The organism is Streptomyces sp. NPDC002306, from assembly GCF_053593435.1.
The window spans coordinates 1-23,937 of record NZ_JBSFCK010000010.1; the positions used below are offsets into that span (position 1 = coordinate 1).

Here is a 23,937-nt window from a genome sequence, read left to right on the forward strand (position 1 = left end):
GCGGGCCACGGTGAGCATCACCGACAGGGCGACGACACCGTACGAGAGCCTGCCGACGAGGGCGAGCGCGAAGGTGCGGCGGGCGTGGGGAAGGCGCAGGACAGCGGCGTACGAGGGCCGCGAAGAACGCGCGGGCATGGCAGAGGTTCCTCAACGGGAGGCAGCGAGGGACGCCGAAGGGCCGCGACGGCGTCGGCCTGGTGCCGTTTCGCCGTGCGCGGGCCCGGGCGCGCGCTATGCCAAGAGGAGGAACACGCGGTCAACCTACCAACGAGCCGCGGGAGTCGGCCAGGGGCGGGCGGCCCTCCCCGGTCAGCCCTGGGTGAGTCCGGCCACCAGTTCGTCCGCCGCCCGGTACGGGTCCAGTTCGCCCGCCACGATGCGCTCCGCCAGCGCACTCAGCCGCCGGTCGCCGTGCAGGTCGCCGATGCGTTCGCGCAGGGCCGTGACGGCGATCGTCTCGACCTCGCGGGCGGCGCGGGCCCTGCGGCGCTCGGCGAGGACGCCCCGCTCCTCCATCCAGGCCCGGTGCTTCTCCAGGGCCTCCACCATCTCGTCGATGCCCTCGCCGCGCGCGGCGACCGTCTTGACGATCGGCGGCCGCCAGTCGCCGGGGCCGCGGGACTCGCCGAGGCCCAGCATGTGGTTCAGCTCGCGCGCGGTGGCGTCCGCGCCGTCACGGTCCGCCTTGTTGACCACGTAGACGTCGCCGATCTCCAGGATTCCCGCCTTGGCGGCCTGGATGCCGTCGCCCATCCCGGGGGCCAGCAGGACCACCGAGGTGTCCGCCTGGGAGGCGATCTCCACCTCCGACTGGCCCACGCCGACCGTCTCGACCAGGATCACGTCGCAGCCGGCCGCGTCCAGGACGCGGATCGCCTGCGGCGCGGACCAGGCGAGCCCGCCCAGGTGGCCGCGGGTCGCCATGGAGCGGATGTAGACACCGGGGTCGGAGGAGTGCTCCGACATCCGGACCCGGTCGCCCAGCAGGGCCCCGCCGGAGAACGGGGAGGACGGGTCGACGGCCAGGACGCCGACGCGCTTGCCCTGTTTGCGATAGGCGCTCACCAGCACCGAGGTCGAGGTCGACTTGCCGACCCCGGGGGAGCCGGTGAGGCCGACGACGTAGGCGTTGCCGGTCAGCGGCGCCAGCGCCGCCATCACCTCCCGCAGCTGCGGGGACGCCCCCTCGACCAGGGAGATCAGCCGGGCCACGGCCCGCGGCCGGCCTTCCCTGGCCTGGGCCACCAGAGAGGAGACGTCCTGCATCACAGCTCCGTTCGCTTACGAGACGTACCGGGGACTCAGGCCTTGGCTACCCGCACGATCAGGGCGTCACCCTGACCGCCGCCACCGCACAGCGCGGCCGCGCCGACCCCGCCGCCACGGCGCTTCAGCTCCAGCGCCAGATGCAGCACCAGCCGGGCGCCGGACATCCCGATGGGGTGACCCAGGGCGATGGCCCCGCCGTTGACGTTCACCCGATCCGTGGACACGCCGAGGTCCTTCATCGACTGCACCGCTACGGCGGCGAAGGCCTCGTTGATCTCGATCAGATCGAGGTCGGAGACCTCCAGGCCCTCCTTCTTGAGGGCGTGCAGGATCGCGTTCGACGGCTGCGACTGCAAAGAGTTGTCCGGCCCGGCCACGTTGCCGTGGGCGCCGATCTCGGCGATCCACTCCAGGCCGAGCTCCTGCGCCTTGGCCTTGCTCATCACGACCACGGCCGCCGCGCCGTCCGAGATCTGCGAGGAGGTGCCGGCGGTGATCGTGCCGTCCCGGGTGAACGCGGGGCGCAGCTTGCCCAGGGACTCGGCCGTGGTGTCGCCGCGGATGCCCTCGTCCTTGCTGAAGACGACCGGCTCGCCCTTGCGCTGCGGGATCTCGACCGGGGTGATCTCGGCCTCGAAGACGCCGTTCTTCTGGGCGGCGGCGGCACGCTGGTGGGACAGGGCGGCGATCTCGTCCTGCTCCGGCCGGGCGATGCCCAGGCGCGTGTTGTGCTTCTCGGTGGACTCGCCCATGGCGATGTTCTCGAAGGCGTCGGTCAGACCGTCGTAGGCCATCGCGTCGAGCATCTCGACCGCGCCGTACTTGTAGCCCTCACGCGACTTCGGGAGCAGGTGGGGGGCGTTGGTCATGGACTCCTGGCCGCCCGCCACGACGATGTCGAACTCACCCGCGCGGATCAGCTGGTCGGCCAGCGCGATCGCGTCGAGGCCGGACAGACAGACCTTGTTGATCGTGAGCGCCGGCACGCTCATCGGGATGCCGGCCTTGACCGCGGCCTGACGGGCCGGGATCTGCCCCGCCCCGGCCTGGAGCACCTGCCCCATGATCACGTACTGCACCTGGTCGCCGCCGATGCCCGCACGGTCGAGGGCGGCCTTGATCGCGAAGCCGCCGAGGTCGGCGCCAGAGAAGGACTTCAGCGAGCCCAGCAACCGCCCCATGGGCGTACGAGCGCCCGCGACGATCACCGAGCTGTTCGTTCCAGAAGACATGAGCTGCGATCCCCTTACCGGCCTGCACAGCCGAGGAGTGAACGAGGGTTTACTCGAATGTACTGAGCGGTAGTCCACCCGTCATCCGGCTGTCGGTGTGATCGCGCGCACGTTGCGTAACCACCTTCGGAGCGCTGCACTGGCAACATGCTGACGCGAATCGACCACATCGGGATCGCCTGTTTCGACCTCGACAAGACCGTCGAGTTCTACCGGGCGACATACGGCTTCGAGGTGTTCCACTCCGAGGTCAACGAGGAGCAGGGCGTGCGCGAGGCCATGCTCAAGATCAACGATACGTCGGACGGCGGCGCGTCGTACCTCCAGCTGCTGGAGCCGACCCGCCCGGACTCCACCGTGGCGAAGTGGCTCGACAAGAACGGCGAGGGTGTCCATCACATCGCCTTCGGCACGGCGGACGTGGACGCGGACGCCGCGGACGTCCGGGGCAAGGGCGTACGCGTCCTGTACGAGGAGCCACGACGCGGCTCCATGGGGTCGCGAATCACCTTTCTGCATCCCAAGGATTGCCACGGTGTACTGACAGAACTCGTCACTTCGGCACCGGTTGAGTCACCTGAGCACTGACCCTCGTACATATGGGCCGGTAGGGTTGGGGGCGGTCGTCGCTCACATCGGGGCGACCGCATGCCGGGGTCCGGGTTTCGGGGGACGAGCGTCGGGGCAGCAGCCCATGCTCCGTTGTCGATCTGACACCATTCCCCGGGGGCCCCGTTCGGCGGATGAACGGAGCTCGTTGGAGAAGCTTGCGACCAGGGGACGGATGGGACCGCGCAGTGCGGGGCTACGAGAGCCAGGAGCGAGAGCCGGCGGCTGACGTCGACCACCTCTCTCGGTTCGAGGCCGAGATGAAGCGGCTGAAGACCGAGCGGGAAAAGGCGATCCAGCACGCCGAGGACCTCGGCTACCAGGTCGAGGTGCTGCGCGCCAAGTTGCACGAGGCGCGGCGCACCATCATGTCCCGGCCCGCCTTCGACGGCGGAGACATCGGGTACCAGGCCGAGCAGATGCTGCGTAACGCGCAGATGCAGGCGGATCAGCTGCGCCAGGACGCCGAGCGTGAGCTCAGCCAGACCCGGGCGCAGACCCAGCGGATCCTCCAGGAGCACGCCGAACAGGCCGCCCGGCTCCAGGCCGAGCTGCACCAGGAGGCCGTGACCCGCCGGCAGCAGCTGGACCAGGAGCTGGCGGAGCGCCGGCAGACCGTCGAGTCGCACGTCAACGAGAACGTGGCGTGGGCGGAGCAGCTGCGCGCCCGCAGCGAGTCGCAGGCCCGCCGGCTCCTCGAGGAGTCCCGCGCCGAGGTGGAGCAGGCCACCGCCGCCGCCCGCGCGGAGGCCGAGCGGGTCACCGCGGAGGCCCGGCAGCGGCTCCAGAGCGAGTCCGAGGCGACCCGGGCGGAGGCCGAGCAGCTGCTCCGGCGCGCCCGCACGGACGCCGAGCGGCTGCTGAACGCCGCCTCCACCCAGGCCCAGGAGGCCACCGACCACGCCGAGGCGCTGCGCAGCTCCACGGCGACCGAGTCCGACACGGCCCGCCGCCAGGCGGGCGAGCTCAGCCGCGCCGCCGAGCAGCGCATCGCCGAGGCCGACTCGGCGCTGCGCGAGGCCCGCGCCGAGGCCGAGAAGGTGCTCGCCGAGGCCAAGGACACCGCCGCCAAGGCGCTGTCCGGCGCCGAGTCGACGAACGAGCAGCGCACCCGGACCGCGAAGGAGCAGGTCGCCCGGCTGGTCACCGAGGCCACGAAGGAGGCCGAGGCCACCAAGGCGGACGCCGAGCAGGTCGTCGCGGACGCCCGCGCCGAGGCCGAGAAGATCCTCGCGGAGGCGGCCGAGAAGGCCCGCAGCGCCACCGCCGAGGAGACCGCCTCCCAGCTCAGCCAGGTCGCGCGCACCGCCGAGGACGTCCTCAACCGGGCGCAGGAGGACGCGCGCAACACCACCAAGGCGGCCTCCGAGGAGGCCGAGCGGATCCGCACCGAGGCGGAGACCGAGGCGGACCGGCTGCGCGCCGAGGCGCACGACATCGCCGAGCAGCTCAAGGGCACGGCGAAGGACGACACCAAGGAGTACCGCGCCAAGACGGTCGAGCTCCAGGAGGAGGCCCGTCGGCTGCGCGGTGAGGCCGAGCAGCTGCGCTCCGACGCGGTCGGCGAGGGCGAGAAGATCCGCGCCGAGGCCCGGCGGGAGGCCGTCCAGCAGATCGAGGAGGCGGCCAGGACCGCCGAGGAACTGCTCGCCAAGGCGAAGGTCGACGCGGACGAGCTGCGCCAGAGCGCCACGACGGACAGTGAGAAGGTCCGCACCGAGGCCATCGAGCGCGCCACCACGCTGCGCCGGCAGGCCGAGGAGACCCTGGAGCGCACCCGCAAGGAGGCCGAGCGCAACCGCGACGAGGCCACCGAGCAGGCCGAGGGCATCAAGGCGGACGCCGAGCGGGCCGCGGAGGAGCTGCGCGAGGACACCGAGCGCGCCATAGCGGCCCGGCAGGCCGAGGCCGCCGACGGGCTGGCCCGGCTGCACACGGAGGCCGAGGACGGGCTCGCGTCGGCCGAGCAGGCACTGACCGACGCCCGCGAGGAGGCCGAGCGGATCCGCCGCGAGGCCGCCGAGGAGAACGAGCGGCTGCGTGCCGAGGCCGCCGAGCGTGTGCGCACCCTCCAGGCGCAGGCCGAGACCGAGGCCGAGCGGCTGCGCGACGAGGCCGCCGCCGACGCGTCCGCCTCCCGGGCCGAGGGCGAGAACATCGCCGTACGGCTGCGCTCGGAGGCGGTGGCCGAGGCCGAGCGGCTGAAGACGGACGCCCAGGACACCGCCGACCGGGTCCGCGCGGAGGCGCAGGCCGCCGCCGAGCGACTGGCCACGGAGGCGTCGGAGACGCTGGCCGCCGCCCAGGAGGAGGCCGTACGGCGCCGCCGCGAGGCCGAGGAACTCCTCGGTTCCGCCCGCCAGGAGGCCGACCAGGAGCGTGAGCGGGCCCGCGAGCAGAGCGAGGAACTGCTCGCCTCGGCGCGCAAGCGGGTCGAGGACGCCCAGGCCGAGGCCGTACGGCTGGTCGAGGAGGCCGACCGGCGCGCCACCGAGATGGTGTCCGCCGCCGAGCAGCACGCCCAGCAGGTGCGGGACTCCGTCACCGGGCTGCACGACCAGGCGCAGGAGGAGATCCAGGGACTGCGCTCCGCCGCCGAGCACGCGGCGGACCGGACCCGCCGGGAGGCCGAGGAGGAGGCGGGCCGGGTCCGCGCCGACGCGTACGCCGAGCGGGAGCGGGCGAGCGAGGACGCGACCCGGCTGCGCCGCGAGGCGCACGAGGAGACGGAGGCCGCCAAGTCGCTCGCCGAGCGCACCATGGCGGAGGCGATCGCCGAGTCGGAGCGGCTGCGGTCGGAGGCGTCCGCGCACGCCCAGCGGGTGCGCAGCGAGGCCTCGGACCTCATCGCCCAGGCCGACCAGGACGCGGCACGCGCCCGGGCGGACGCCCGGGACGACGCCAACCGGCTGCGGTCCGACGCTGCGACGCAGGCGGACACCCTCGTCACCGAGGTCACGGCCGAGGCGGAGCGGCTCCAGTCGGAGACGGCCGCGGAGGCCGAGCGGGTCAGGGCCGAGGCGCTCGCCGCGGCCGAGACGCTGATCGGGGACGCCACCGGGGACGCGGAGCGGCTGCGCGCCGAGGCCGCCGACACGGTCGGCTCCGCGCAGCAGCACGCCGAGCGGATGCGTTCCGAGGCCGCGCGGGTGCGGACCGAGGCGGCGGCGGAGGCCGAGCGGCTGGTGTCCTCGGCCCGCGAGGAGGCCGAGCGCACCCTCGACGAGGCCCGCCAGGACTCGCACAAGCGGCGCGCGGAGGCGGCCGAGCAGGTCGACACCCTCATCACGGAGACCGCGGCCGAGGCGGACAAACTGCTCGCCGAGGCCCAGCAGCAGGCGCAGCAGGCCACGGCGGACGCGGAGGCCCAGGCGGACACGATGGTCGGCGCGGCCCGCAACGAGGCCGAGCGACTGGTGTCCGAGGCGACGATCGAGGGCAACGGACGGGTCGAGAAGTCCCGTACGGACGCGGACGAGCTGCTCGTCGGCGCCCGCCGGGACGCCACCGCGATCCGGGAGCGCGCGGAGGAGCTGCGCGACCGCATCACGGCCGAGATCGAGGAGCTGCACGACCGGGCCCGCCGCGAGGCCTCCGAGACGATGAAGTCGACCGGCGACCGCTGTGACGCGCTCATCAAGGCGTCCGAGGAGCAGCTCGGCAAGGCCCAGGCCAAGGCCAAGGACCTGGTGTCGGAGGCCAACTCCGAGGCCGGCAAGGTGCGGATCGCCGCCGTCAAGAAGGCCGAACTGCTCCTGAAGGAGGCCGAGCAGAAGAAGGCCTCACTGGTCCGGGAGGCCGAGGAGCTGAAGGCCGAGGCGATCCGTGAGGCCAGGCAGACGGTCGAGGAGGGCAAGCGCGAGCTGGAGATCCTGGTGCGGCGCCGCGAGGACATCAACGCCGAGATCTCCCGTGTCCAGGACGTCCTGGAGGCGTTGGAATCCTTCGAGACCCCGGGCGGCAAGGACGGCGGGGTCAAGGCGGGCGCGAGCATCGGCGCCCCTCGCTCGGGGGGCAAGCCGACGGAGGGCTAGCGGAGAGTGTGAGTTCCGTTAAGTCTTGGGGCCTTTGACCGGGTTTTTGGCAAGCTGTCCGGCGGCGAGCCACTCAAAAGGGGTGTCATTCTCCAGATCAAACACGTATCCGCTCGATGACACACCGCTTCGGCCCCTAGGATTCCACCTATCACCTCACCGGTCTCATTCGACAGGAACCCCATGAGCGACACTTCCCCCTACGGCTTCGAGCTTGTGCGGCGTGGGTACGACCGCGCTCAGGTGGACGAACGCATCTCGAAGCTCGTCTCCGACCGTGACAGCGCTCTGGCCCGCATCACCGCTCTCGAGAAGCGCATCGAGGAGCTCCACCTCGAGACGCAGAACGCCCAGGCTCAGGTGACCGACGCCGAGCCGTCGTACGCCGGTCTCGGCGCGCGTGTCGAGAAGATCCTCCGCCTCGCCGAGGAGGAGGCCAAGGACCTGCGCGAGGAGGCCCGTCGCGCGGCCGAGCAGCACCGCGAGCTCGCCGAGTCGGCCGCCCAGCAGGTGCGCAACGACGCGGAGTCGTTCGCCGCCGAGCGCAAGTCCAAGGCCGAGGACGAGGGCGTCCGCATCGTCGAGAAGGCCAAGAGCGACGCCTCGCAGCTGCGCTCCGAGGCTCAGAAGGACGCGCAGTCCAAGCGTGAGGAGGCCGACGCACTCTTCGAGGAGACCCGCGCCAAGGCCGCGCAGGCCGCCGCCGACTTCGAGACGAACCTCGCCAAGCGTCGCGAGCAGTCCGAGCGCGACCTGGCCTCGCGTCAGCAGAAGGCCGAGAAGCGTCTCGCCGAGATCGAGCACCGCGCCGAGCAGCTGCGTCTGGAGGCCGAGAAGCTGCGCACGGACGCGGAGCGTCGCGCCCGTCAGACGGTCGAGACGGCCCAGCGCCAGGCCGAGGACATCGTGGCCGACGCCAACGCCAAGGCCGACCGCATCCGCTCGGAATCCGAGCGCGAGCTCGCGGCACTGACGAACCGCCGCGACTCGATCAACGCCCAGCTGACGAACGTCCGCGAGATGCTCGCCACACTCACGGGCGCCGCGGTGGCCGCCGCCGGCACTCCCGCCGACGACGAGCCGATCTCCCGCGGGGTTCCGGCCCAGCAGACCCGGTGACACCGTAGCGACGACCGAGGCCCGTACCCCTCCCCCATGGGTACGGGCCTTCGGCGTACGGTCCTCGCCACGCCGTCGGACGCTGTTTGCCCGCCCGGGTGGCAGCCGCCCAACGGCCCCCCTAGCGTGGGCCCATGATCGAGCTCGAGGGGCTGACCAAGCGGTACGGCGAGAGGGTGGCGGTCGACGACCTGACCTTCACCGTCCGGCCGGGCATCGTCACGGGCTTCCTCGGGCCCAACGGCGCGGGCAAGTCGACCACCATGCGCATGATCCTCGGCCTGGACCGGCCGACGGCCGGTGACGTCCGTATCGACGGCAGGCACTACGACCATCTCAAGGACCCGCTGACCTCCATCGGCGCCCTGCTGGACGCCAAGGCCGCGCACGGCGGGCGCAGCGCCTTCAACCATCTGCTGTGCCTCGCCCAGAGCAACGGCATCCCCGCGCGCCGGGTGCACGAGGTGCTGGACACCGTCGGGCTCACCGCGGTCGCGAAGAAGAAGGCGAAGGGGTTCTCGCTGGGCATGGGGCAGCGGCTCGGGATCGCGGGGGCGCTGCTCGGCGATCCGCGGATCCTGATGTTCGACGAGCCGGTCAACGGTCTCGACCCCGAGGGCATCCACTGGATCCGCAACCTGATGAAATCGCTGGCCGCGCAGGGCCGCACGGTGTTCGTCTCCAGCCACCTCATGAGCGAGATGGCGCTGACCGCCGATCATCTGGTCGTCATCGGCCAGGGGCGGCTGCTCGCCGACACCTCCATGTCCGACTTCATCCGGCAGAACTCCCGCTCGTACGTCCGGGTCCGCACCCCGCAGCGCGAACGGCTGCTCGACGTGCTCCACGAGGCCGGCATCACGGTCGTGGAGTCCGGCAGCGGTGCGCTGGAGGTGGACGGCGGCAAGCCCGAGCGGATCGGGGAGCTCGCCGCGCAGCACCAGCTCGTGCTGCACGAGCTGAGTCCCCGGCAGGCCTCCCTGGAGGAGGCGTTCATGCAGCTGACCGCGGAGTCGGTCGAGTACCACGCGCATGCCGACCCGGCACTGCCGCAGCAGTGGGACAACGCCTGGGAGAGGGGCTGAGCATGGCGGCGACGCAGGTCGTCAGATCCGAGTGGACGAAGATCCGCTCCGTGGCGTCCACGGTGTGGACCCTCTCCGTCGCCGTGGTGGTCACCGTGGCCCTGGGCATACTGATCGCGGCGCTGTCCCGGCACGAGTTCGACAAGATGAGCAGGGCGCAGCGGCTGTCCTTCGACCCGACGTTCATCAGCTTCGCGGGGATGAGTCTGGGCCAACTGGCGATGATCGTGTTCGGGGTGCTGGTCGTCTCCAACGAGTACAGCACCGGCATGATCCGCACCTCGCTGGCCGCCGTGCCGCAGCGCGGGACGTTCCTGTTCAGCAAGATCGCGGTCGCCGCCGGGCTCGCCCTGGCCGTCGGGCTGGTCACCAGTTTCGCCGCCTTCTTCCTCGGGCAGGCCGCGCTCGGCTCGCACCGGGCGCGGATCGGCGACCCCGGTGTGCTGCGAGCGGTGATCGGCGGCGGGCTCTACATCACCCTCATCGCGGTGTTCTCGATGGGCATCGCCGTGATGCTCCGCTCCCCCACGCTGTCGCTGGGCGTCCTGATGCCGTTCTTCTTCCTGATCTCCAACATCCTCGGCAACGTCGCGCAGACCAAGAAGATCGGCCGTTTCCTGCCCGACCAGGCCGGCAGCCGCATCCTCCAGGTGATCCCCCGGGCCGGCGACGACCCCTACGGCCCGTGGGGCGGCCTCGGGATCATGCTGCTGTGGGTGATCGCGGTACTGGCGGGCGGTTACCTGCTGCTGAAGCGGCGCGACGCGTAGTGACCGCGCTGACCTGCGATGTTTTTACCCGCGCTTGGGCGGAACCGTCAGCGCCCGGATAAGCTCCTAACCCTTACGGGGGCGTGCGCCCCGCTGTCCTGATCCTTTCGATGGGTGCGGAGCATGATCGAGGCTGTCGGCCTGACCAAGCGCTACGGCGACAAGACCGCCGTGTACAACCTTTCCTTCCAGGTACGGCCGGGCGCTGTGACCGGCTTCCTCGGGCCCAACGGCTCGGGCAAGTCGACGACCATGCGCATGATCCTCGGCCTGGACAACCCCACCGCGGGCTCGGTGACGATCGGCGGCTACCCGTACCGCAAGCTGCCGAACGCCCCGCGCCAGGTCGGCGCCCTGCTCGACGCCAAGGCCGTGCACGGTGGCCGGCACGCCCGCAACCACCTGCTGAGCCTCGCCCAGCTCTCGGGCATCCCGGCCCGGCGCGTGGACGAGGTGCTCGGCGTGGTCGGGCTCCAGGACGTGGCGAAGCGACGCTCCAAGGGGTTCTCGCTGGGCATGGGACAGCGGCTCGGCATCGCCGCCGCGCTCCTGGGCGACCCCCAGGTGCTGCTCTTCGACGAGCCGGTCAACGGCCTCGACCCGGAGGGCATCCTCTGGGTGCGCAACCTGATGAAGTCGCTGGCGGCGGAGGGACGGACCGTGTTCGTCTCCAGCCACCTCATGAGCGAGATGGCGCTGACCGCCGATCACCTCATCGTGATCGGGCGCGGCCAGCTGCTCGCCGACATGAGCGTGCGCGACTTCATCTCGGCCAACTCCGCGGACTTCGCCCGGGTGCGCACCCCCGACACCGAGCCCCAGCTGCGCGAGAAGCTCGGCTCCGCGCTCGCCGAGGCGGGCGGGCACGTGCTGCCGGAGCAGGACGGCGCGCTGCGGGTGACGGGACTTCCGCTGCCGCGCATCAGCGACATCGCCCACGAGGCCGAGGTGCGGCTGTGGGAGCTGTCGCCGCACCAGGCCTCGCTGGAGGAGGCGTACATGCGGATGACGCAGGGCGCGGTCGACTACCGCTCGACGATCGACCCGCGGACCGGGCTGATGCAGCAGCTGCCGCCCGGCGCGCAGCCGCCGATGCCGGTACCGGGACAGGGACAGCCGGGCTGGTACGCCCCGCCGCCGCCCCAGCAGGGCGGTCAGCCGTTCGCGATGCAGCAGCCGCCGGCCCCGGGCCAGGTCCCCGCGGGCCCGTACGGCGGTCAGGGCGCTCCCGCGACGGCCAACCCGTACGCGGCGCCCACGGCCACGCCGCCGGCTCCCGCGGCCCCCGTGACCGCCCCCGGCGCCCCGCCGGTGGCTGCCCCGGTCGCCGCCCCGGTCGCGGACGCCACGCCCGCACCCGCACCCGCACCCGCACCCGCACCCGCACCCGCACCCGCACCCGCCACCGACGCTCTGACCAAGCCCGAGGACGCCCGATGAGCACGCCCCAGCCCCCGATGCCGCAGGCCACACCCGCACCGCACTGGCAGGCGACGGCCGGTTCCGCGTACCCCGCCTACACCTCGCCGATCCCCATCGTGCGCACGCACCTCGGACACGCGATCAGCTCGGAGTGGACGAAGATCAGGTCCGTGCGCTCCACGATGTGGACGCTGGGCGTGTTCGTGCTGCTCGTCGTCGGCGTCGGCCTGCTGGCCGGCGTGCTGGTCGCCGCCAACGCCTCGGAGCAGGACCTGGCCTCCGAGAACCCGCTGTCGTTCGGATTCTTCGGGCTGCTGCTCGGCAGCATGTGCGTCATCACGCTCGGCGTGCTGACCACCGCCTCGGAGTACGGCACCGGCATGATCCGCACGACGATGACCGCGTGCCCGTCGCGTGGCCGGGTGCTGACGGCGAAGGCGCTGGTGTTCTTCGTGGTCGCGTTCGTCGTCACACTGGCGTCGGCCTTCGTCGTGGCCCTCGCTGACGTGTCCCTGCTGGACGGGGCGAGGGAGCCCTCGGGCGGCGAGTGGTTCAAGGCCACGATCGGCGTCTCGTTCTACATGGCGCTGCTCGGGCTGCTGTCCCTGCTCATCGGCTCGATCATCCGGCACTCGGCGGGCGCCATCACCATCATGATCGGCGTCCTGCTGGCTCCGCTGGTGATCGCGCTGTTCATGTTCTCCGAGTCGCTGGAGAAGGTCCGCGAGGCCCTGTTCGAGTACTCGATCCCGAACCAGCTGAGCGTCTTCTACTCGAACTCGCTGAGCGAGTCGGGCCCGTCCGGCTGGGACCCGCTGTGGATCGCCCTGGGCGTCACGGCCGTCGCGTTCGCCGGCGCCTTCGCGCTGCTGGAGAAGCGGGACGTCTGAGGGCCGGAGCACGGCTCTCAGGGCCTGAGTCAGGCCGGAGAGCCGGGGCACGGCTCAGAATCTGGGCGCGTTACGGGACCGCTGCACCCGCGTGGTGCGGCGGTCTCGCGCGTTCCAGCACGCCTTGTGCCAGTGCCGGCGTTCGTCGACGCCCGAGTGCTCGGGCCATGCCACGACGTGCGGTACCCCGTCGGGGATCAGCTGGTCGCAGCCGGGGCACCGGTAGGCCTTGCCCTGCGCGCTCGACCCGGCCACATGGCGCACGCTCCAGCCGTCACCCTGCCAGCTCTCCGAGGACTGCCAGCCGCCGTAGCGGCCGGCGGAGTCGTCCTCGGCGCTCCGGCCGGAGCCGGAGCCCTTGGGACGGTTGCGACGCGGGGACACGGAACACCTCACGGGGCTATACAGGAAGCACGGACCAAGTCCAGCCTACGCGGCGTGGACACGGGTACGCGTAGTGCACCGAACTCCACAAGTCCCCCTCCTGGGCGACCGATTCTCCAGACAATCGGCAAATCCCTCCGCCAAGCCGTGTCCTCGGCACGTGTCGGACGGTTATGCCGGGTGGGGGAGCTCCGCGTCGGAGCCAAGGAAGCAGGAAAGTGCAATGCGCGTAGGAAGTTTCGTGTTGGCGGCCCAGTTCCCGGGGCAGGGCCAGGGAGAGGCGCTGCACCGCGCGGTCCGCTCCGCCGAGGTCGCCGAGGAAGCGGGGCTCGACACGGTCTGGCTGGCCGAGCACCATTTCGTGCCGTACGGCACCTGTCCGTCGGCGGTCACCCTGGCCGCGCTGCTGCTGGGCCGCACCCGGCGCGTCCGGGTCGGCACGGCGGTCAGCGTGCTGCCCACCGTCCATCCCGTGGCCCTCGGCGAACAGGCCGCGCTGCTGCATGTGACGAGCGGCGGCCGGTTCTCGCTGGGCGTGGGACGCGGCGGGCCGTGGGTCGACCTGGAGGTCTTCGGCGCCGGCCTGGAGGCGTACGAGAGCGGGTTCCCCGAATCACTCGATCTGCTGGTGCGCTGGCTGCGCGAACCGTCGGTGGAAGCACGCGGGAAGCGTTTCGGCTTCCGGGAAGTCCCCGTCGTGCCCAGGCCGTCGGAATCCCTGACGGACGGCACGGGTCCCGAGGTCGTCGTCGCCTGCACGTCCCCGGCGAGTGTGCGGATGGCGGCCGAGCGCGGGCTGCCGATGCTGCTCGGGATGCATATCGGGGACGAGGAGAAGGCCGAGATGGTGGCCCTGTGGCGACAGCACGCACGCGCTGCCGGGCGGCCCGCGCCGGAGGTCCGTGGCGCGGCCCATGTCTCGGCCGGGGTCTGCCAGGTCGCGGACCGGCGTACGGACGCGGTGGAGGCCCTGACGAAGGCGATGCCGGGCTGGCTGAAGCAGGGCCTGGACGCCCATGTGACGGTGGACGGCCGCGCCCGGCAGATGCGCGACCCGCTGGCGTACACCGAACTGCTCTGCGGGCTGCACCCGGTGGGCACCCCGCGCCTGTGCGCCGACCGGCTCGCGGCGACCAGCGAGCGGACCGGCATCAACCGCTTCGCCCTGCTGGTCGAGGGTTCGGGAGACCTGGCGGCGACCGAGGAGAACGTACGACGGCTCGGCGCCGAGGTGCTCCCGCAGCTCGGCTGAACGACCCTGTGCCACGGGGAGCTTGCCGCTCCGGTACTGACTGCACCTCCCGCGTACGGAGCGGCAAGCAGGCGGCTCACTGCGTCAGCAGTCCCGGAACTCGGGGGACTGGTTCAGCACCTGACTACGCACCGAGGTGAAACGCGCCAGCGACTCGTCGACCGAGGCGTCCAGCGGGAAGACCGCAACCCGATGGCAGTTCTGGAAGGCCAGCCGCACACCGAAGTGCCGCTGCAGGGCGCCGCGTATCGCGTCACTCGCGAGCGCGCGCAGCAGCTGGCCGCGTGCCTGCTCGTCCGGCGGGGGCGTCTGGTTGTCGGCGAACTGGCCGCCGTCCACCTTCAGCTGGGCCACCAGGGAGCTGACCATCTCCCATGCGAAGGGCAGGGAGGTCCGGACGCAGTCGACGAATTCTGCTTCGTCGACCTCGCCTCGCTCGGCCTGTTCGAGTAGGGCCGGTGAGACGTCGAGCGACATGGGTTCTCCTCTCGCACCCCCGGAACTCAGGGGTTGCCGGACAGGGAAAGGGAGTTCGCCATGGCGAAACAGCGAGCACGCTGCGTGCACGCACCGCGACCTCCCGTTTACTACGGTAGGCAACCGACGGTGACGGCACCAGGAGATTGCGCACATAGGGAACTCTCAATAGGCACACAATCGGCCACGAGCGAACAGATGTTTTCCAGGGCGAATCGCGTGCACAGCCGCCCGTCGAGTAGCGTTGCCGACCATGCGTCTCGTCATCGCCCGGTGTTCCGTCGACTACGCGGGCCGGCTCACCGCCCACCTCGCTTCCGCGCCCCGCCTGATTCTGGTGAAGGCGGACGGCAGCGTCTCGATCCATGCGGACGACCGGGCCTACAAGCCCCTGAACTGGATGTCGCCGCCCTGCACGCTGAAAGAAGGCAGCGGCGCGGAGGAGGGCGTGTGGACGGTCGTCAACAAGGCGGGCGAGAAGCTCATCATCACGATGGAGGAGGTCCTCCACGACTCCTCGCACGAACTGGGCGTGGATCCCGGCCTGATCAAGGACGGCGTGGAAGCACACCTTCAGGAGCTGCTCGCCGACCGCATCGACACCCTCGGCGAGGGCTACACGCTGATCCGGCGCGAGTACATGACCGCCATCGGCCCGGTCGACATCCTGTGCCGGGACGCCGAGGGCCGGACCGTCGCGATCGAGATCAAGCGGCGCGGTGAGATCGACGGGGTCGAGCAGCTCACCCGCTATCTGGAACTGCTCAACCGCGACCCCCACCTCGCGCCGGTGCGAGGCGTCTTCGCGGCCCAGGAGATCAAGCCGCAGGCCCGCGTCCTGGCCACGGACCGCGGCATCGGCTGTCACGTCCTGGACTACGACGCGCTGCGGGGCATCGAGGACGACAAGCTGCGGCTGTTCTGAGCGGGCCGCACACCCGCGCGTACGACGAGAAGGGCCGGGTCCGGCTTACGGACCCGGCCCTTTCCGTCGTGGGCGCCGCTCCCGGCCCGGCGCCGAGCGCCGCGTCCAGGGGCCTCAGATCACCGGGGCCGCGTCGCTGGGCGTCCCCTCGCCGGTTCCCTCCGACGCCGCCTCGGAGGCGGTCTGCGAGACGCTGGCGGACGCGCTGCTGCCGGTCGAGTCGCTCGGACTCGGGGACGCCGACTCCGAGGGCGTGGGCGTGGGCGACGGGGTGGACGACTGCGAGGGAGTGGACGAGGTGGGCGGCTTCGGCGAGCTGTGGCTCGGCTTCGGCGTGGACGACGGCGTTCTGGTGGGCCTGCCCGACGGGCCGCCCGACCCCTTCGTCCCGCTCGGCCGGTCCGACGGCACCGCGCCGTCCGTCGGCGTCGGGTCGTCGGACGTGCCGTAGGTGCCGTCGGGGCCCGGGTCCGTCGGCGCGGCGGCCGGCGCGCCGCTGCCGCCGCCGTCGCCGTCGTCGTTCTTGGGGGTGTCCGCGCCCAGGCTGCCGTCGTCCAGGCCCTGGCTCGCGGAGGGGTTGACGCCGACCTGGTCGGACGGGGTGGTGGCGTCGTTGTTCGACGTGGCGCCGAGCGTCACGACCGTGCCCAGCACGGCCACGAGCATCGCGCCCGCGCCGGCCGCGACGAGGTTGCGCCGGGCCAGGCCCCGCAGACCGCCACGGCCCTTGTGCGCGCCCCCGCCCGGGGCCTGGTGGGTGACCAGCGTGGAGGTGTCCGCGACGAGCGGCGGGTAGACCGCGGGTACCCCGCCGGGCGGCGAGGCCGACTCCTCGGAACGGGCGTCGGGCACCTCCTCGCCCGCCGTGGCCCGCGCGCCGGCCACGTCGCCGGTCCGGTCGGCGACCAGGGCGAGGGCGCGGCGGCCGGCGACGGTGCCGCGCTTGTCGGCGAGCGCGCCGCGCAGGCCTATGGACGCCTCCAGTTCGGCGCGGGCCCGGTCGTACTGTCCGCCGCAGAGCGCCAGGACGCCCAACTCGTGGTGGAAGTAAGCCTGTTCGGAGACCTCTCCGGTGAGCCGGGCGGCCTCGGCGCCGGATCGCAGCGCCTTCTCCCAGGCGCTCCAGTGCAGTCCGGCGGCGAACGCGGGCGCGGCCGTGCGGGCCAGCTGGGCGACCGTGCTCTCCTCGCCCTCGGCCGGCGGGACGGCCGTCGGCGCCAGCACGGCGAGGGCGGTGAGCAGGGCGTCGGCCTCGGCGCACACCCGTTCGGGGGTGACCGAGGGGTGTCCGGCCCACCAGGCGTAGTGCTGGGCGGCGGTGAGGGCGCGGGCCTCGATGTCGTCGGCGTAGCCGGCGGCCTCCAGCTGGGTCAGGACGCCCGCGGCGAGCCGGTAGCGGGAGCCGACCGGGGAGACCAGGCCGCAGGCCGCCAGTTCGCCGAGGGCGGCGTCCGCGTGGGTGTCTCCGACCAGCGCGGGCAGGTGCGCCTGGTGCGGCACCTCACCGCCGAGGGCGACGGCGAAGCGCAGGGTGGCGCGGGCCGAGGCGCTCAGCCGGGTGGCGAGCAGCGGGGCGGGCGCGGCCGCCTCGCCGAGCGAGGGCAGGGGTACGTCCTCGGTGGACTCCTCGTCGAACGGGGCGTCGACGGGCAGCACGTCCTCGAAGACGCCGAACTCGTCGACGGCGCCGACGCCGGCCCGTAGCCGGTCCCGCTGGCGCAGCAGGGCGCCGGCCTGGACGAAGCGCAGCGGCAGGCCCTCCGACTCGAACCAGAGGTCGCCCGCCCAGTTGGACTCCTCCTCGGTCAGCACCCGGCCGACGGCACGCTCGATGAGGTCGACACCGCCCGCGCGGTCGAGGCCGCCGAGGAGGATCTCCGCGATGGCCGCGTCGGCGGTCGGGGCGGGCACCTCGGGGGTGACGGCGAACACGAAGGCGCACTCGGGGGTGGCGTCGAGCAGTTCGTCGAGCGCGGCGCCGCCGAACTCGACGTCGTCGACCACGACGACCGCGCCGATCTCCCGGACGTACTCGGTGAGCTCGTCCCGGTCCGGGCGGTGCAGGGGCGCGTCGTGGACGGCGTAGAACAGGTCGTACAGCAGCTCGGTCGCCGTGCGGTGGGAGCCGTCGAGGCGGACCACGCCGTCGGGGGCGAGGTCCGTGCAGTCCTCGGCGACGACGTCGAGGAGGCTGGTGCGGCCGGAGCCCGCGGGGCCGGTGAGACGCACGGAGCGGCCCCGGGCGAGCAGCCTGACCAGACTCTCGCGTTCGTCCTGGCGGCCGAGCAGCGGCAGTTCCGGCAGCGCGGGACCGGGCGGGACGGGCGGCCGGGCGGCGCGGTCGGCCTCGGCGCGGGCGGCCTCGGTGAGCTTCTCGGGCCGGCCGGGCCGCTCACCCGGCGGGCGGACCTCGATCTCGCTGCCGTCCACGGGGTTGACCGTGAGCAGCAGGTCGCCGGTGATCAGCTGGACCGTACGGGCCACGGCCGGCGACTGCGGTTTCAGGTCAGGTGTGAGGGGATCCCTAGGCGGGCGCGGGCGCGGCGAGTTGCCGTCTGCGTCATGGCCGTACTCCTCGGGTCCCCGGTCGATCGGGTCCATAGGTTCAAGCCCCCCAAAAGCGTCGAGTGCCGAAAGCCCCTCCCGGCCTTGCCGCACACTGCGCTGTCGCTTCTGGTCCGGGCCCGCTAGAGGGTTGCAGGGTCAGCGGGCAGCCGAACCCTAAACCTTCGCACAGTATCTCCGACAGCCCGGGGTACCGCGCCGTCCGAGACATCACAGTCTCGTGAGGATTGGGCGCGTCGGGCGTTTCGCCGCAGCCTGACCAGGTCTCTCCCGGTGGTCCGGGCCCCGCCCGCGCCGGGGGTCACACGCGGGGCAGGGACTCCACGCCGATGCCGCCCTCGATCGCCAGGATCCGGTGCAGCCGGGTCGCCACGAGCAGGCGCTGCATCTGCGGCGGGACGTCGCGCAGCACCAGTCGCCGGCCGATGCGGCCGGCCCGCCGGTGGACGCCCATGATCACCCCGAGGCCGGTGGCGTCCCAGGAGTCGAGTTCGGACAGGTCGAGCACGAGGTCGCCGACTCCGTCATCGACGGCCGAGTGCAGGACCGTACGGGCGTCCGCCGCGCTGCGGACGTCGAGGCGGCCCCCGACGACCAGCTCGACGTGGTCGCCCCTGATGTACATATGCGCTCCCCGAGAGTGCGGTGGCGTACTCCGTGACGGTGGCTGTGCAACGTTTGACTGCTTCAGCGGCGAACTGGTTGCCGTCTGTAAGCGAACCGATACCGAATTCACCCCCAGGGGTGAGACCCCTGGGGCTTGTGCGGTTTCAGTGGCGACACGTACGTGAGCTTCAGTACGTGTAGAAGCCCTGCCCGCTCTTGCGTCCGATGTCACCGGCGTCAACCATCCGGCGCATCAGCTCCGGCGGCGCGAACTTCTCGTCCTGGGACTCGGTGTAGATGTTGCCGGTGGCGTGCAGCAGGATGTCCACGCCGGTGAGGTCCGCCGTGGCCAGCGGGCCCATCGCGTGGCCGAAGCCCAGCTTGCAGGCGAGGTCGATGTCCTCGGCGGTCGCCACGCCCGATTCGTAGAGCTTGGTCGCCTCGACGACGAGCGCCGAGATGAGCCGGGTCGTCACGAAGCCCGCCACGTCACGGTTGACGACGATGCAGGTCTTGCCGACGGACTCGGCGAACTCCCGCGCGGTGGCGAGGGTTTCGTCGCTGGTCTTGTAACCGCGGACGAGCTCGACGAGCTGCATCATCGGCACCGGCGAGAAGAAGTGCACACCGACGACCCGCTCGGGGCGCTCGGTGGCCGCCGCGATCTTGGTGATCGGGATGGCGGAGGTGTTGGAGGCGAGCACGGCGTCTTCCCGCACGATCTTGTCGAGCGCGCGGAAGATCTCGTGCTTGACCTCGAGCTTCTCGAAGACCGCTTCGATGACGACGTCGGCGTCCGCGGCCGCGTCCAGGTCGGTGGTCGCGGTGATCCGGGCGAGGGCCGCGTCGGCGTCGTGCGCCTCCAGCTTGCCCTTGGCGACGAACCGGTCGTACGAAGCCTTGATCGCGTCGGTGCCGCGCTTGAGCGCCTCGTCGGTGACGTCACGCAGGACGACGTCCCAGCCCGCCTGTGCGGAGACCTGGGCGATGCCGGAACCCATGAGGCCGGCTCCGATGACGGCGAGCTTCCGTGCCACTGTGTGACTCCCCTACTGCAACCATGACTAACACGCTGTTTATGTCTGCCTCTCCGGCGGACCATAGCGGTCGTGGGAGGCTGTGTGACCGGTAAGTAATGCGCGTCACGTCTCATCTGACGGACATCACACCGGCAGGTGTCAGCGCTCGCCCCGGACGGCGTAGTTGGGCACCTTTCCACTCGGCGGCCCCTCGACGCCGTGGAGGAACACCAGTACCACTCGTGACACTTCGTCCGAATTGCACCCGGCAGCCGTGTCCCGCGTGACGCGGACGCATGCCGTCCGGTGGACCCGGGCGATCTGACCGGCGATCAGATCCAGCGATCAGGTCCGGAGCTCAGATCCGGCGGCGGGTCCCCCGGGGCCGCCCCGCCCTCACTGTCGTACCTCGTGCCGTCGCACCGCGTGCCGTTGCGCCATCCGGTGGACCCGCCGCGCGACGCCCACCCCGGCACCTGCACGTCCGCGCACACGCTCCACGGCGTCCCGGTCGCCGTCGGCTCCGCCGTGCTCGCCGTGATCGCGGGCACACGCGTGTTCCGAACCCCCGGGGCATAACTAGGCTGGCCGCATGGTCAATCTGACGCGCATCTACACCAGGACCGGCGACAACGGCAGCACCGCCCTCGGCGACATGAGCCGGGTCGCCAAGACGGACCTGCGGATCTCGGCGTACGCCGACGCCAACGAGGCGAACGCGGTCATCGGCACGGCGATCGCCCTCGGCGGCCTGGACGAGCGGATCGTCGCGGTCCTCACCCGGGTCCAGAACGATCTGTTCGACGTGGGCGCGGACCTGTCGACGCCGGTGAAGGAGAACCCCGAGTTCCCGCCGCTGCGGGTGGAGCAGTTCTACGTCGACAAGCTGGAGGCGGACTGCGACGTCTTCAACGCGGAGCTGGAGAAGCTGCGGTCGTTCATCCTGCCGGGCGGCACCGCGGGCGCGGCCCTGCTGCACCAGGCCTGCACGGTCGTCCGGCGGGCCGAGCGCTCGACGTGGGCCGCCCTGGAGGCGCACGGCGAGGCGATGAACCCGCTCATCGCGACCTACCTCAACCGTCTGTCGGACCTGCTCTTCATCCTGGCGCGCACGGCGAACAAGGACGTGGGCGACGTGCTGTGGGTGCCGGGCGGGGAGCGCTGACCCGGCGACGCTCCCGGGCGCCGACCGGCGGCGCTCCCCGACACCGACCGGCGGCGCACCCCGACACCGCCCAGGGGCGTCCCCCGACACCGGCCGGGGCACTCCCCGACACCGGCCGGGGGCGCTCCCGGGCCCCACTCTCAGCGGTCCGCGTCGTCCCGTGCGGCGTCCTGGTCCGCCCGCGCGAGCGCCGACTCGGCGGCGTCCACCGTCTTGCGCATCTCGGCGTATCCGGAGGGAGCGGCGGGTGACTTCCCCGCGGTCCCGTCGTCCGGGGCGCAGCCCAGGGTCACCCCCGCCAGCAGGGCGACGACGGCCGCCGCCGTGACCGTCCGGCGCATCAGCTCCGCCCCGTACCCGTGCCGGTGCCGTTGTCGTCGGACCGGCACCACGTCTTCACGCCGGCCAGGTCCGTCCGGCGCTGCCGCAGCGTCGACGCCAGGGACTCGCGGAAGGTGAGCCGGTCCTGGAGATACGTCGCGATCTCGTCGTGGCCGGCCGCCTTCGCGTTGTCCACGCGCTGCTGGAGGCGGGCGATCGAGCCGCGGGTGCCGGCGCCGGCGTTCAGGCGGGTCAGGACCCGGTCGATCCGGTCGTCGATCTTCGGCAGCCGCGCGCAGAGCGCCCGGGCGCCGTCGCCCGTCGGCGTCGGCGCGGTGGCGCCCTCGGCGGTGGCCGCCGTCGGGGCGCCCATCAGCAGGGCCGCCGTGGCGAACCCCACGATCAGGCGCTTTCCCGGTGCGTGCATGTCCTTCCTCCGTTCCCGGACGGACCCTCGTCCGTCCGACGGGCCGGAGGCTAGGGAGCTTCTCTGGGGAAACCCTGTGACCGGTTCGCCCCGGCTGTCCCGATCAGCCAGTCCCGGCGGCCGGGCAGGTCCCCGCCGGCCGACGGCAGCCGTACCTCGAAGCGGGCGCCCACGCCGGACGGCCCCCGCGTCACCGTCACGCTCCCCCGGTGCAGCGCGGCCTGCTGGGCCACCAGGGTCAGGCCGAGTCCGGAGCCCGAGCTGCCGGGACCTCGCTCGAACCGTTCGAAGACGCGGGTGCGGGCCTCGGCGGGCACGCCCGGCCCCCCGTCGTCGACCGTGAGCACGACCTGGTGTCCCGCGCGCCGCACCCCGACCGCCACCGTCGCCCGGCCTCGCGGGTCCCGCCCGTGGGCCAGCGCGTTGGCCACGAGGTTGTCGAGCAGCAGGCGGATACCCGGCTCCCAGCCGTGGACCGTCAGTCCCGGGACCGCGTCCAGGGTGATCCGCGCGTCGGGGGCCCGTCGCCGCGCCTCCGCCACCGAGGCGTCCGCCGCCTCCGTCACGTCCACGCTCCGCAGGGCGTCCGCCTCCACCAGATCCCCGCGGCCCAGCTCCCGCAGCATCACCAGCAGACCGAGCAGCCGGGCGTGTTCGCCGCGCAGGTCGGCCAGGACCTCCGTGCGGTCCGGCTCGGGAAGCCCTGGATGGTCGGTGAGGATGTCGAGGTTGGTGCCCATGCTCATGAGCGGGGTGCGCAGTTCGTGGGAGGCCGCCGCCGCGAAGGAGCGGGCCGTGCCGAGCGCCTCGGCGGTGCGGGCGGCCTGTTCGTCGTAGCGGGCGAGGACCGTGCGCAGGGTGGCCGCGAGGTCGTCGACCTCGGTGACGCCGGTGGGTTCGTCGGGCGGCCGGGCGGTGCCGGTGCGCGGGTCGAGTCCTGCGGTACGGCGGCCCAGGCGCCGCAGCGGACCGGTGGCGCCGGTGGCGATGCCCCAGGCGAGCAGGCCGGACAGGGGCGCGGCCAGCAGGGTCGTCACGGCCACGCGGCGCCTGACCAGCCGGAGCTGACTCCGGTCGGCCGTGTCGGGCGAGAAGACCCACAGGGTGCCCGAGCCGCGCGCGGTGGTGATCGGCACCGAGAAGGCGCGCCAGCCGGTGCCCCGGGAGCGGACGGTGACCGGTCCCGGCGTCCGGTCCGGCAGCGGCACCGAGGCGTCCGGCTGCGGCCCTCCGCTGAAGCTGCCGTCCGGTCCCACGACCCGCACGCCGACGTCGAGGACCGCGCTGTACAGCCGCCGCTCCCGGGTGTCGGCCGCCTTGGGCCGGTCGGCGGAGGAGACCCGCAGCAGGGCCCGGGCCTGCGGGGTGACGGCCGCTGCCCGCTCCCGCAGGTGCGCGTCCTGGGCGCTGTGCAGATCGCGGGAGACCAGCTGGAGCAGCAGCCAGCCGCAGGCCAGCACCAGCAGCGGCACGGTCACCCCGACCGCGAGCCCGATCCTGGTCGACAGCCTCATGACGACGGCTCGTCGCGCAGGACGAACCCCACCCCGCGCACCGTGTGCACCAGCCGTCGCCGGCCGCCCGCCTCCAGCTTGCGCCGCAGATAGCTGACGAAGGTGTCGACGGTGTCGGTGCGCACGTCGAAGTCGTAGCCCCAGACCCGTTCGACGAGCTGGTCGCGGGTGAGGACGAGACCGGCGTTGCGGGCGAGCACCTCCAGGAGCTCGAACTCGCGCCGGGTCAGTTCCAGGGGCCGCCCGTCCCGCAGCGCCGTACGGGCCGCCGGGTCGATCACCAGCCCCGCCACCCGCAGCACCTCCCCCGCCGGCGGCCGGCGCCGCAGCAGCGCCCGCAACCGCAGCACCAGCTCCTGCAGCGCGAACGGCTTCACCAGATAGTCGTCCCCGCCCGCCTGGAGCCCGGCTATGCGGTCGGCGGTCTCGTCCAGCGCCGAGAGCATGAGCACGGGGAGGTCCTGGCCGTCGTCGCGCAGCCGTGCGCACACCTCGATGCCGCTCATCCCGGGCATCGACACATCGAGGACGAGCACGTCGGGCCGCGTCTCCCGGATCGCGTCCAGGGCCGCGCGCCCGTCCTCCGCCGTGCGCACGCGGAAGCCGCTCAGCCGCAGCCCGCGCTCCAGCGAACGCCGGATGGCCGGATCGTCGTCCACCACCAGCACCGCTCCGGGGCGGGCCCTGTCACTCATGCGGTCAGCGTACGGCGCCCCTTCGGACCCGGCCGTGGCACGGGTCAACTCTGCACAGGTGTTGCGCCGCGAGGCACAAACAGCCATCGTCGCACAGGAGTTGGCGCCACATCGGGGTAACGCCATAGTGGTCCAGACCTATTGACCTATGGTC

22 protein-coding genes and 1 pseudogene are annotated in these 23,937 nt (G+C 72.4%); 11 read left to right on the forward strand and 12 right to left on the reverse strand.

Annotation, left to right across the window (positions count from 1 at the left end; translation table 11 throughout):
- The 3 genes and pseudogenes from ACWCQK_RS20820 to ACWCQK_RS20830 all read right to left on the reverse strand — a co-directional run.
- A pseudogene (locus tag ACWCQK_RS20820) lies at positions 1 to 138 on the reverse strand (MFS transporter); the annotation flags it as partial.
- 174 nt (positions 139 to 312) lie between these two features.
- Positions 313 to 1,269 carry a methylmalonyl Co-A mutase-associated GTPase MeaB gene (meaB, locus tag ACWCQK_RS20825; RefSeq protein ID WP_451156884.1) on the reverse strand — a complete coding sequence of 319 codons (957 nt, stop codon included), beginning with the start codon at positions 1,267 to 1,269 and terminating at the stop codon, positions 313 to 315.
- Positions 1,270 to 1,304: 35 nt separating this feature from the next.
- Positions 1,305 to 2,504 carry an acetyl-CoA C-acetyltransferase gene (locus tag ACWCQK_RS20830; protein ID WP_451156886.1) on the reverse strand — a complete coding sequence of 400 codons (1,200 nt, stop codon included), beginning with the start codon at positions 2,502 to 2,504 and terminating at the stop codon, positions 1,305 to 1,307.
- A 147-nt stretch (positions 2,505 to 2,651) separates the two neighbouring features.
- Here ACWCQK_RS20830 and mce point away from each other — a divergent pair, with 147 nt between their 5' ends.
- The 7 genes from mce (at position 2,652) to ACWCQK_RS20865 (ending at position 12,433) form a co-directional block, all read left to right on the forward strand.
- Positions 2,652 to 3,092 carry a methylmalonyl-CoA epimerase gene (mce, locus tag ACWCQK_RS20835; protein WP_385776037.1) on the forward strand — a complete coding sequence of 147 codons (441 nt, stop codon included), beginning with the start codon at positions 2,652 to 2,654 and terminating at the stop codon, positions 3,090 to 3,092.
- Positions 3,093 to 3,301: 209 nt separating this feature from the next.
- Complete coding sequence (gene scy / locus ACWCQK_RS20840) at positions 3,302 to 7,147, forward strand: polarized growth protein Scy (RefSeq protein WP_451156888.1); 3,846 nt, start codon at positions 3,302 to 3,304, stop codon at positions 7,145 to 7,147.
- Positions 7,148 to 7,330: 183 nt separating this feature from the next.
- Complete coding sequence (locus ACWCQK_RS20845) at positions 7,331 to 8,266, forward strand: coiled-coil domain-containing protein (protein ID WP_385776042.1); 936 nt, start codon at positions 7,331 to 7,333, stop codon at positions 8,264 to 8,266.
- Positions 8,267 to 8,400: 134 nt separating this feature from the next.
- Positions 8,401 to 9,351, forward strand: coding sequence for an ABC transporter ATP-binding protein (locus tag ACWCQK_RS20850; protein WP_451156891.1), 951 nt, complete (start codon positions 8,401 to 8,403; stop codon positions 9,349 to 9,351).
- A gap of 2 nt (positions 9,352 to 9,353) precedes the next feature.
- Positions 9,354 to 10,121, forward strand: a complete 768-nt coding sequence (locus ACWCQK_RS20855; protein ID WP_451156893.1) for an ABC transporter permease — start codon at positions 9,354 to 9,356, stop codon at positions 10,119 to 10,121.
- Positions 10,122 to 10,244: 123 nt separating this feature from the next.
- A complete protein-coding gene (locus tag ACWCQK_RS20860) occupies positions 10,245 to 11,561 on the forward strand; it encodes an ABC transporter ATP-binding protein (protein ID WP_451156895.1) in 1,317 nt (438 codons plus the stop codon).
- Complete coding sequence (locus tag ACWCQK_RS20865) at positions 11,558 to 12,433, forward strand: ABC transporter permease subunit (RefSeq protein ID WP_451156897.1); 876 nt, start codon at positions 11,558 to 11,560, stop codon at positions 12,431 to 12,433. The genes ACWCQK_RS20860 and ACWCQK_RS20865 overlap by 4 nt, the downstream gene beginning before the upstream one ends.
- Positions 12,434 to 12,487: 54 nt before the next feature.
- Here the strand turns inward: ACWCQK_RS20865 and ACWCQK_RS20870 are convergent, their stop codons facing one another.
- The gene (locus ACWCQK_RS20870) at positions 12,488 to 12,817 is read right to left on the reverse strand and encodes an ATP/GTP-binding protein (protein ID WP_451156899.1); all 330 of its coding nucleotides are present in this window, start codon (positions 12,815 to 12,817) and stop codon (positions 12,488 to 12,490) included.
- Positions 12,818 to 13,040: 223 nt separating this feature from the next.
- Between ACWCQK_RS20870 and ACWCQK_RS20875 the strand changes: the two genes are divergently transcribed.
- On the forward strand, positions 13,041 to 14,069 hold the full coding sequence (locus ACWCQK_RS20875) for an LLM class flavin-dependent oxidoreductase (RefSeq protein ID WP_451156901.1): 1,029 nt from the start codon (positions 13,041 to 13,043) through the stop codon (positions 14,067 to 14,069).
- An 84-nt stretch (positions 14,070 to 14,153) separates the two neighbouring features.
- Here ACWCQK_RS20875 and ACWCQK_RS20880 read toward each other — a convergent pair whose 3' ends face one another.
- Positions 14,154 to 14,546: an SCO5389 family protein gene (locus tag ACWCQK_RS20880; protein ID WP_451156903.1), complete on the reverse strand. Its 393-nt coding sequence runs from the start codon at positions 14,544 to 14,546 to the stop codon at positions 14,154 to 14,156.
- A 253-nt stretch (positions 14,547 to 14,799) separates the two neighbouring features.
- Here ACWCQK_RS20880 and nucS point away from each other — a divergent pair, with 253 nt between their 5' ends.
- Complete coding sequence (gene nucS, locus ACWCQK_RS20885) at positions 14,800 to 15,471, forward strand: endonuclease NucS (RefSeq protein WP_385776058.1); 672 nt, start codon at positions 14,800 to 14,802, stop codon at positions 15,469 to 15,471.
- Between the two features lie 114 nt (positions 15,472 to 15,585).
- On the opposite strand, the gene ACWCQK_RS20890 is transcribed toward nucS, so the two are convergent.
- The 3 genes from ACWCQK_RS20890 to ACWCQK_RS20900 all read right to left on the reverse strand — a co-directional run bounded on the left by ACWCQK_RS20890 (position 15,586) and on the right by ACWCQK_RS20900 (position 19,679).
- A complete protein-coding gene (locus tag ACWCQK_RS20890) occupies positions 15,586 to 18,072 on the reverse strand; it encodes an ATP-binding protein (protein WP_451156905.1) in 2,487 nt (828 codons plus the stop codon).
- Positions 18,073 to 18,337: 265 nt separating this feature from the next.
- Entirely contained in the window at positions 18,338 to 18,661 is a 324-nt protein-coding gene (locus ACWCQK_RS20895) for an STAS domain-containing protein (RefSeq protein ID WP_385776062.1), read from the reverse strand.
- A 169-nt stretch (positions 18,662 to 18,830) separates the two neighbouring features.
- Positions 18,831 to 19,679 (reverse strand): 3-hydroxyacyl-CoA dehydrogenase family protein, encoded by an 849-nt coding sequence (locus tag ACWCQK_RS20900; protein WP_451156908.1) that lies wholly within the window; start codon positions 19,677 to 19,679, stop codon positions 18,831 to 18,833.
- Positions 19,680 to 20,072: 393 nt separating this feature from the next.
- Between ACWCQK_RS20900 and ACWCQK_RS20905 the strand changes: the two genes are divergently transcribed.
- Together ACWCQK_RS20905 and ACWCQK_RS20910 are read left to right on the forward strand one after the other, a co-directional pair.
- Positions 20,073 to 20,240, forward strand: a complete 168-nt coding sequence (locus ACWCQK_RS20905; RefSeq protein ID WP_451156910.1) for a hypothetical protein — start codon at positions 20,073 to 20,075, stop codon at positions 20,238 to 20,240.
- A gap of 13 nt (positions 20,241 to 20,253) precedes the next feature.
- The gene (locus tag ACWCQK_RS20910; RefSeq protein WP_451156912.1) at positions 20,254 to 20,826 is read left to right on the forward strand and encodes a cob(I)yrinic acid a,c-diamide adenosyltransferase; all 573 of its coding nucleotides are present in this window, start codon (positions 20,254 to 20,256) and stop codon (positions 20,824 to 20,826) included.
- A gap of 140 nt (positions 20,827 to 20,966) precedes the next feature.
- Here ACWCQK_RS20910 and ACWCQK_RS20915 read toward each other — a convergent pair whose 3' ends face one another.
- The 4 genes from ACWCQK_RS20915 to ACWCQK_RS20930 are packed head-to-tail and all read right to left on the reverse strand — an operon-like array spanning position 20,967 to position 23,783.
- Positions 20,967 to 21,167: a hypothetical protein gene (locus ACWCQK_RS20915; protein ID WP_451156914.1), complete on the reverse strand. Its 201-nt coding sequence runs from the start codon at positions 21,165 to 21,167 to the stop codon at positions 20,967 to 20,969.
- Positions 21,167 to 21,574: a hypothetical protein gene (locus tag ACWCQK_RS20920; RefSeq protein ID WP_451156916.1), complete on the reverse strand. Its 408-nt coding sequence runs from the start codon at positions 21,572 to 21,574 to the stop codon at positions 21,167 to 21,169. Before ACWCQK_RS20920 ends, ACWCQK_RS20915 begins: the two co-directional genes overlap by 1 nt.
- A 50-nt stretch (positions 21,575 to 21,624) precedes the next feature.
- Positions 21,625 to 23,088, reverse strand: a complete 1,464-nt coding sequence (locus tag ACWCQK_RS20925) for a sensor histidine kinase (RefSeq protein WP_451156918.1) — start codon at positions 23,086 to 23,088, stop codon at positions 21,625 to 21,627.
- Complete coding sequence (locus ACWCQK_RS20930; RefSeq protein ID WP_451156920.1) at positions 23,085 to 23,783, reverse strand: response regulator transcription factor; 699 nt, start codon at positions 23,781 to 23,783, stop codon at positions 23,085 to 23,087. The genes ACWCQK_RS20925 and ACWCQK_RS20930 overlap by 4 nt, the downstream gene beginning before the upstream one ends.
- Between the last annotated feature and the right edge of the window lie 154 nt (positions 23,784 to 23,937).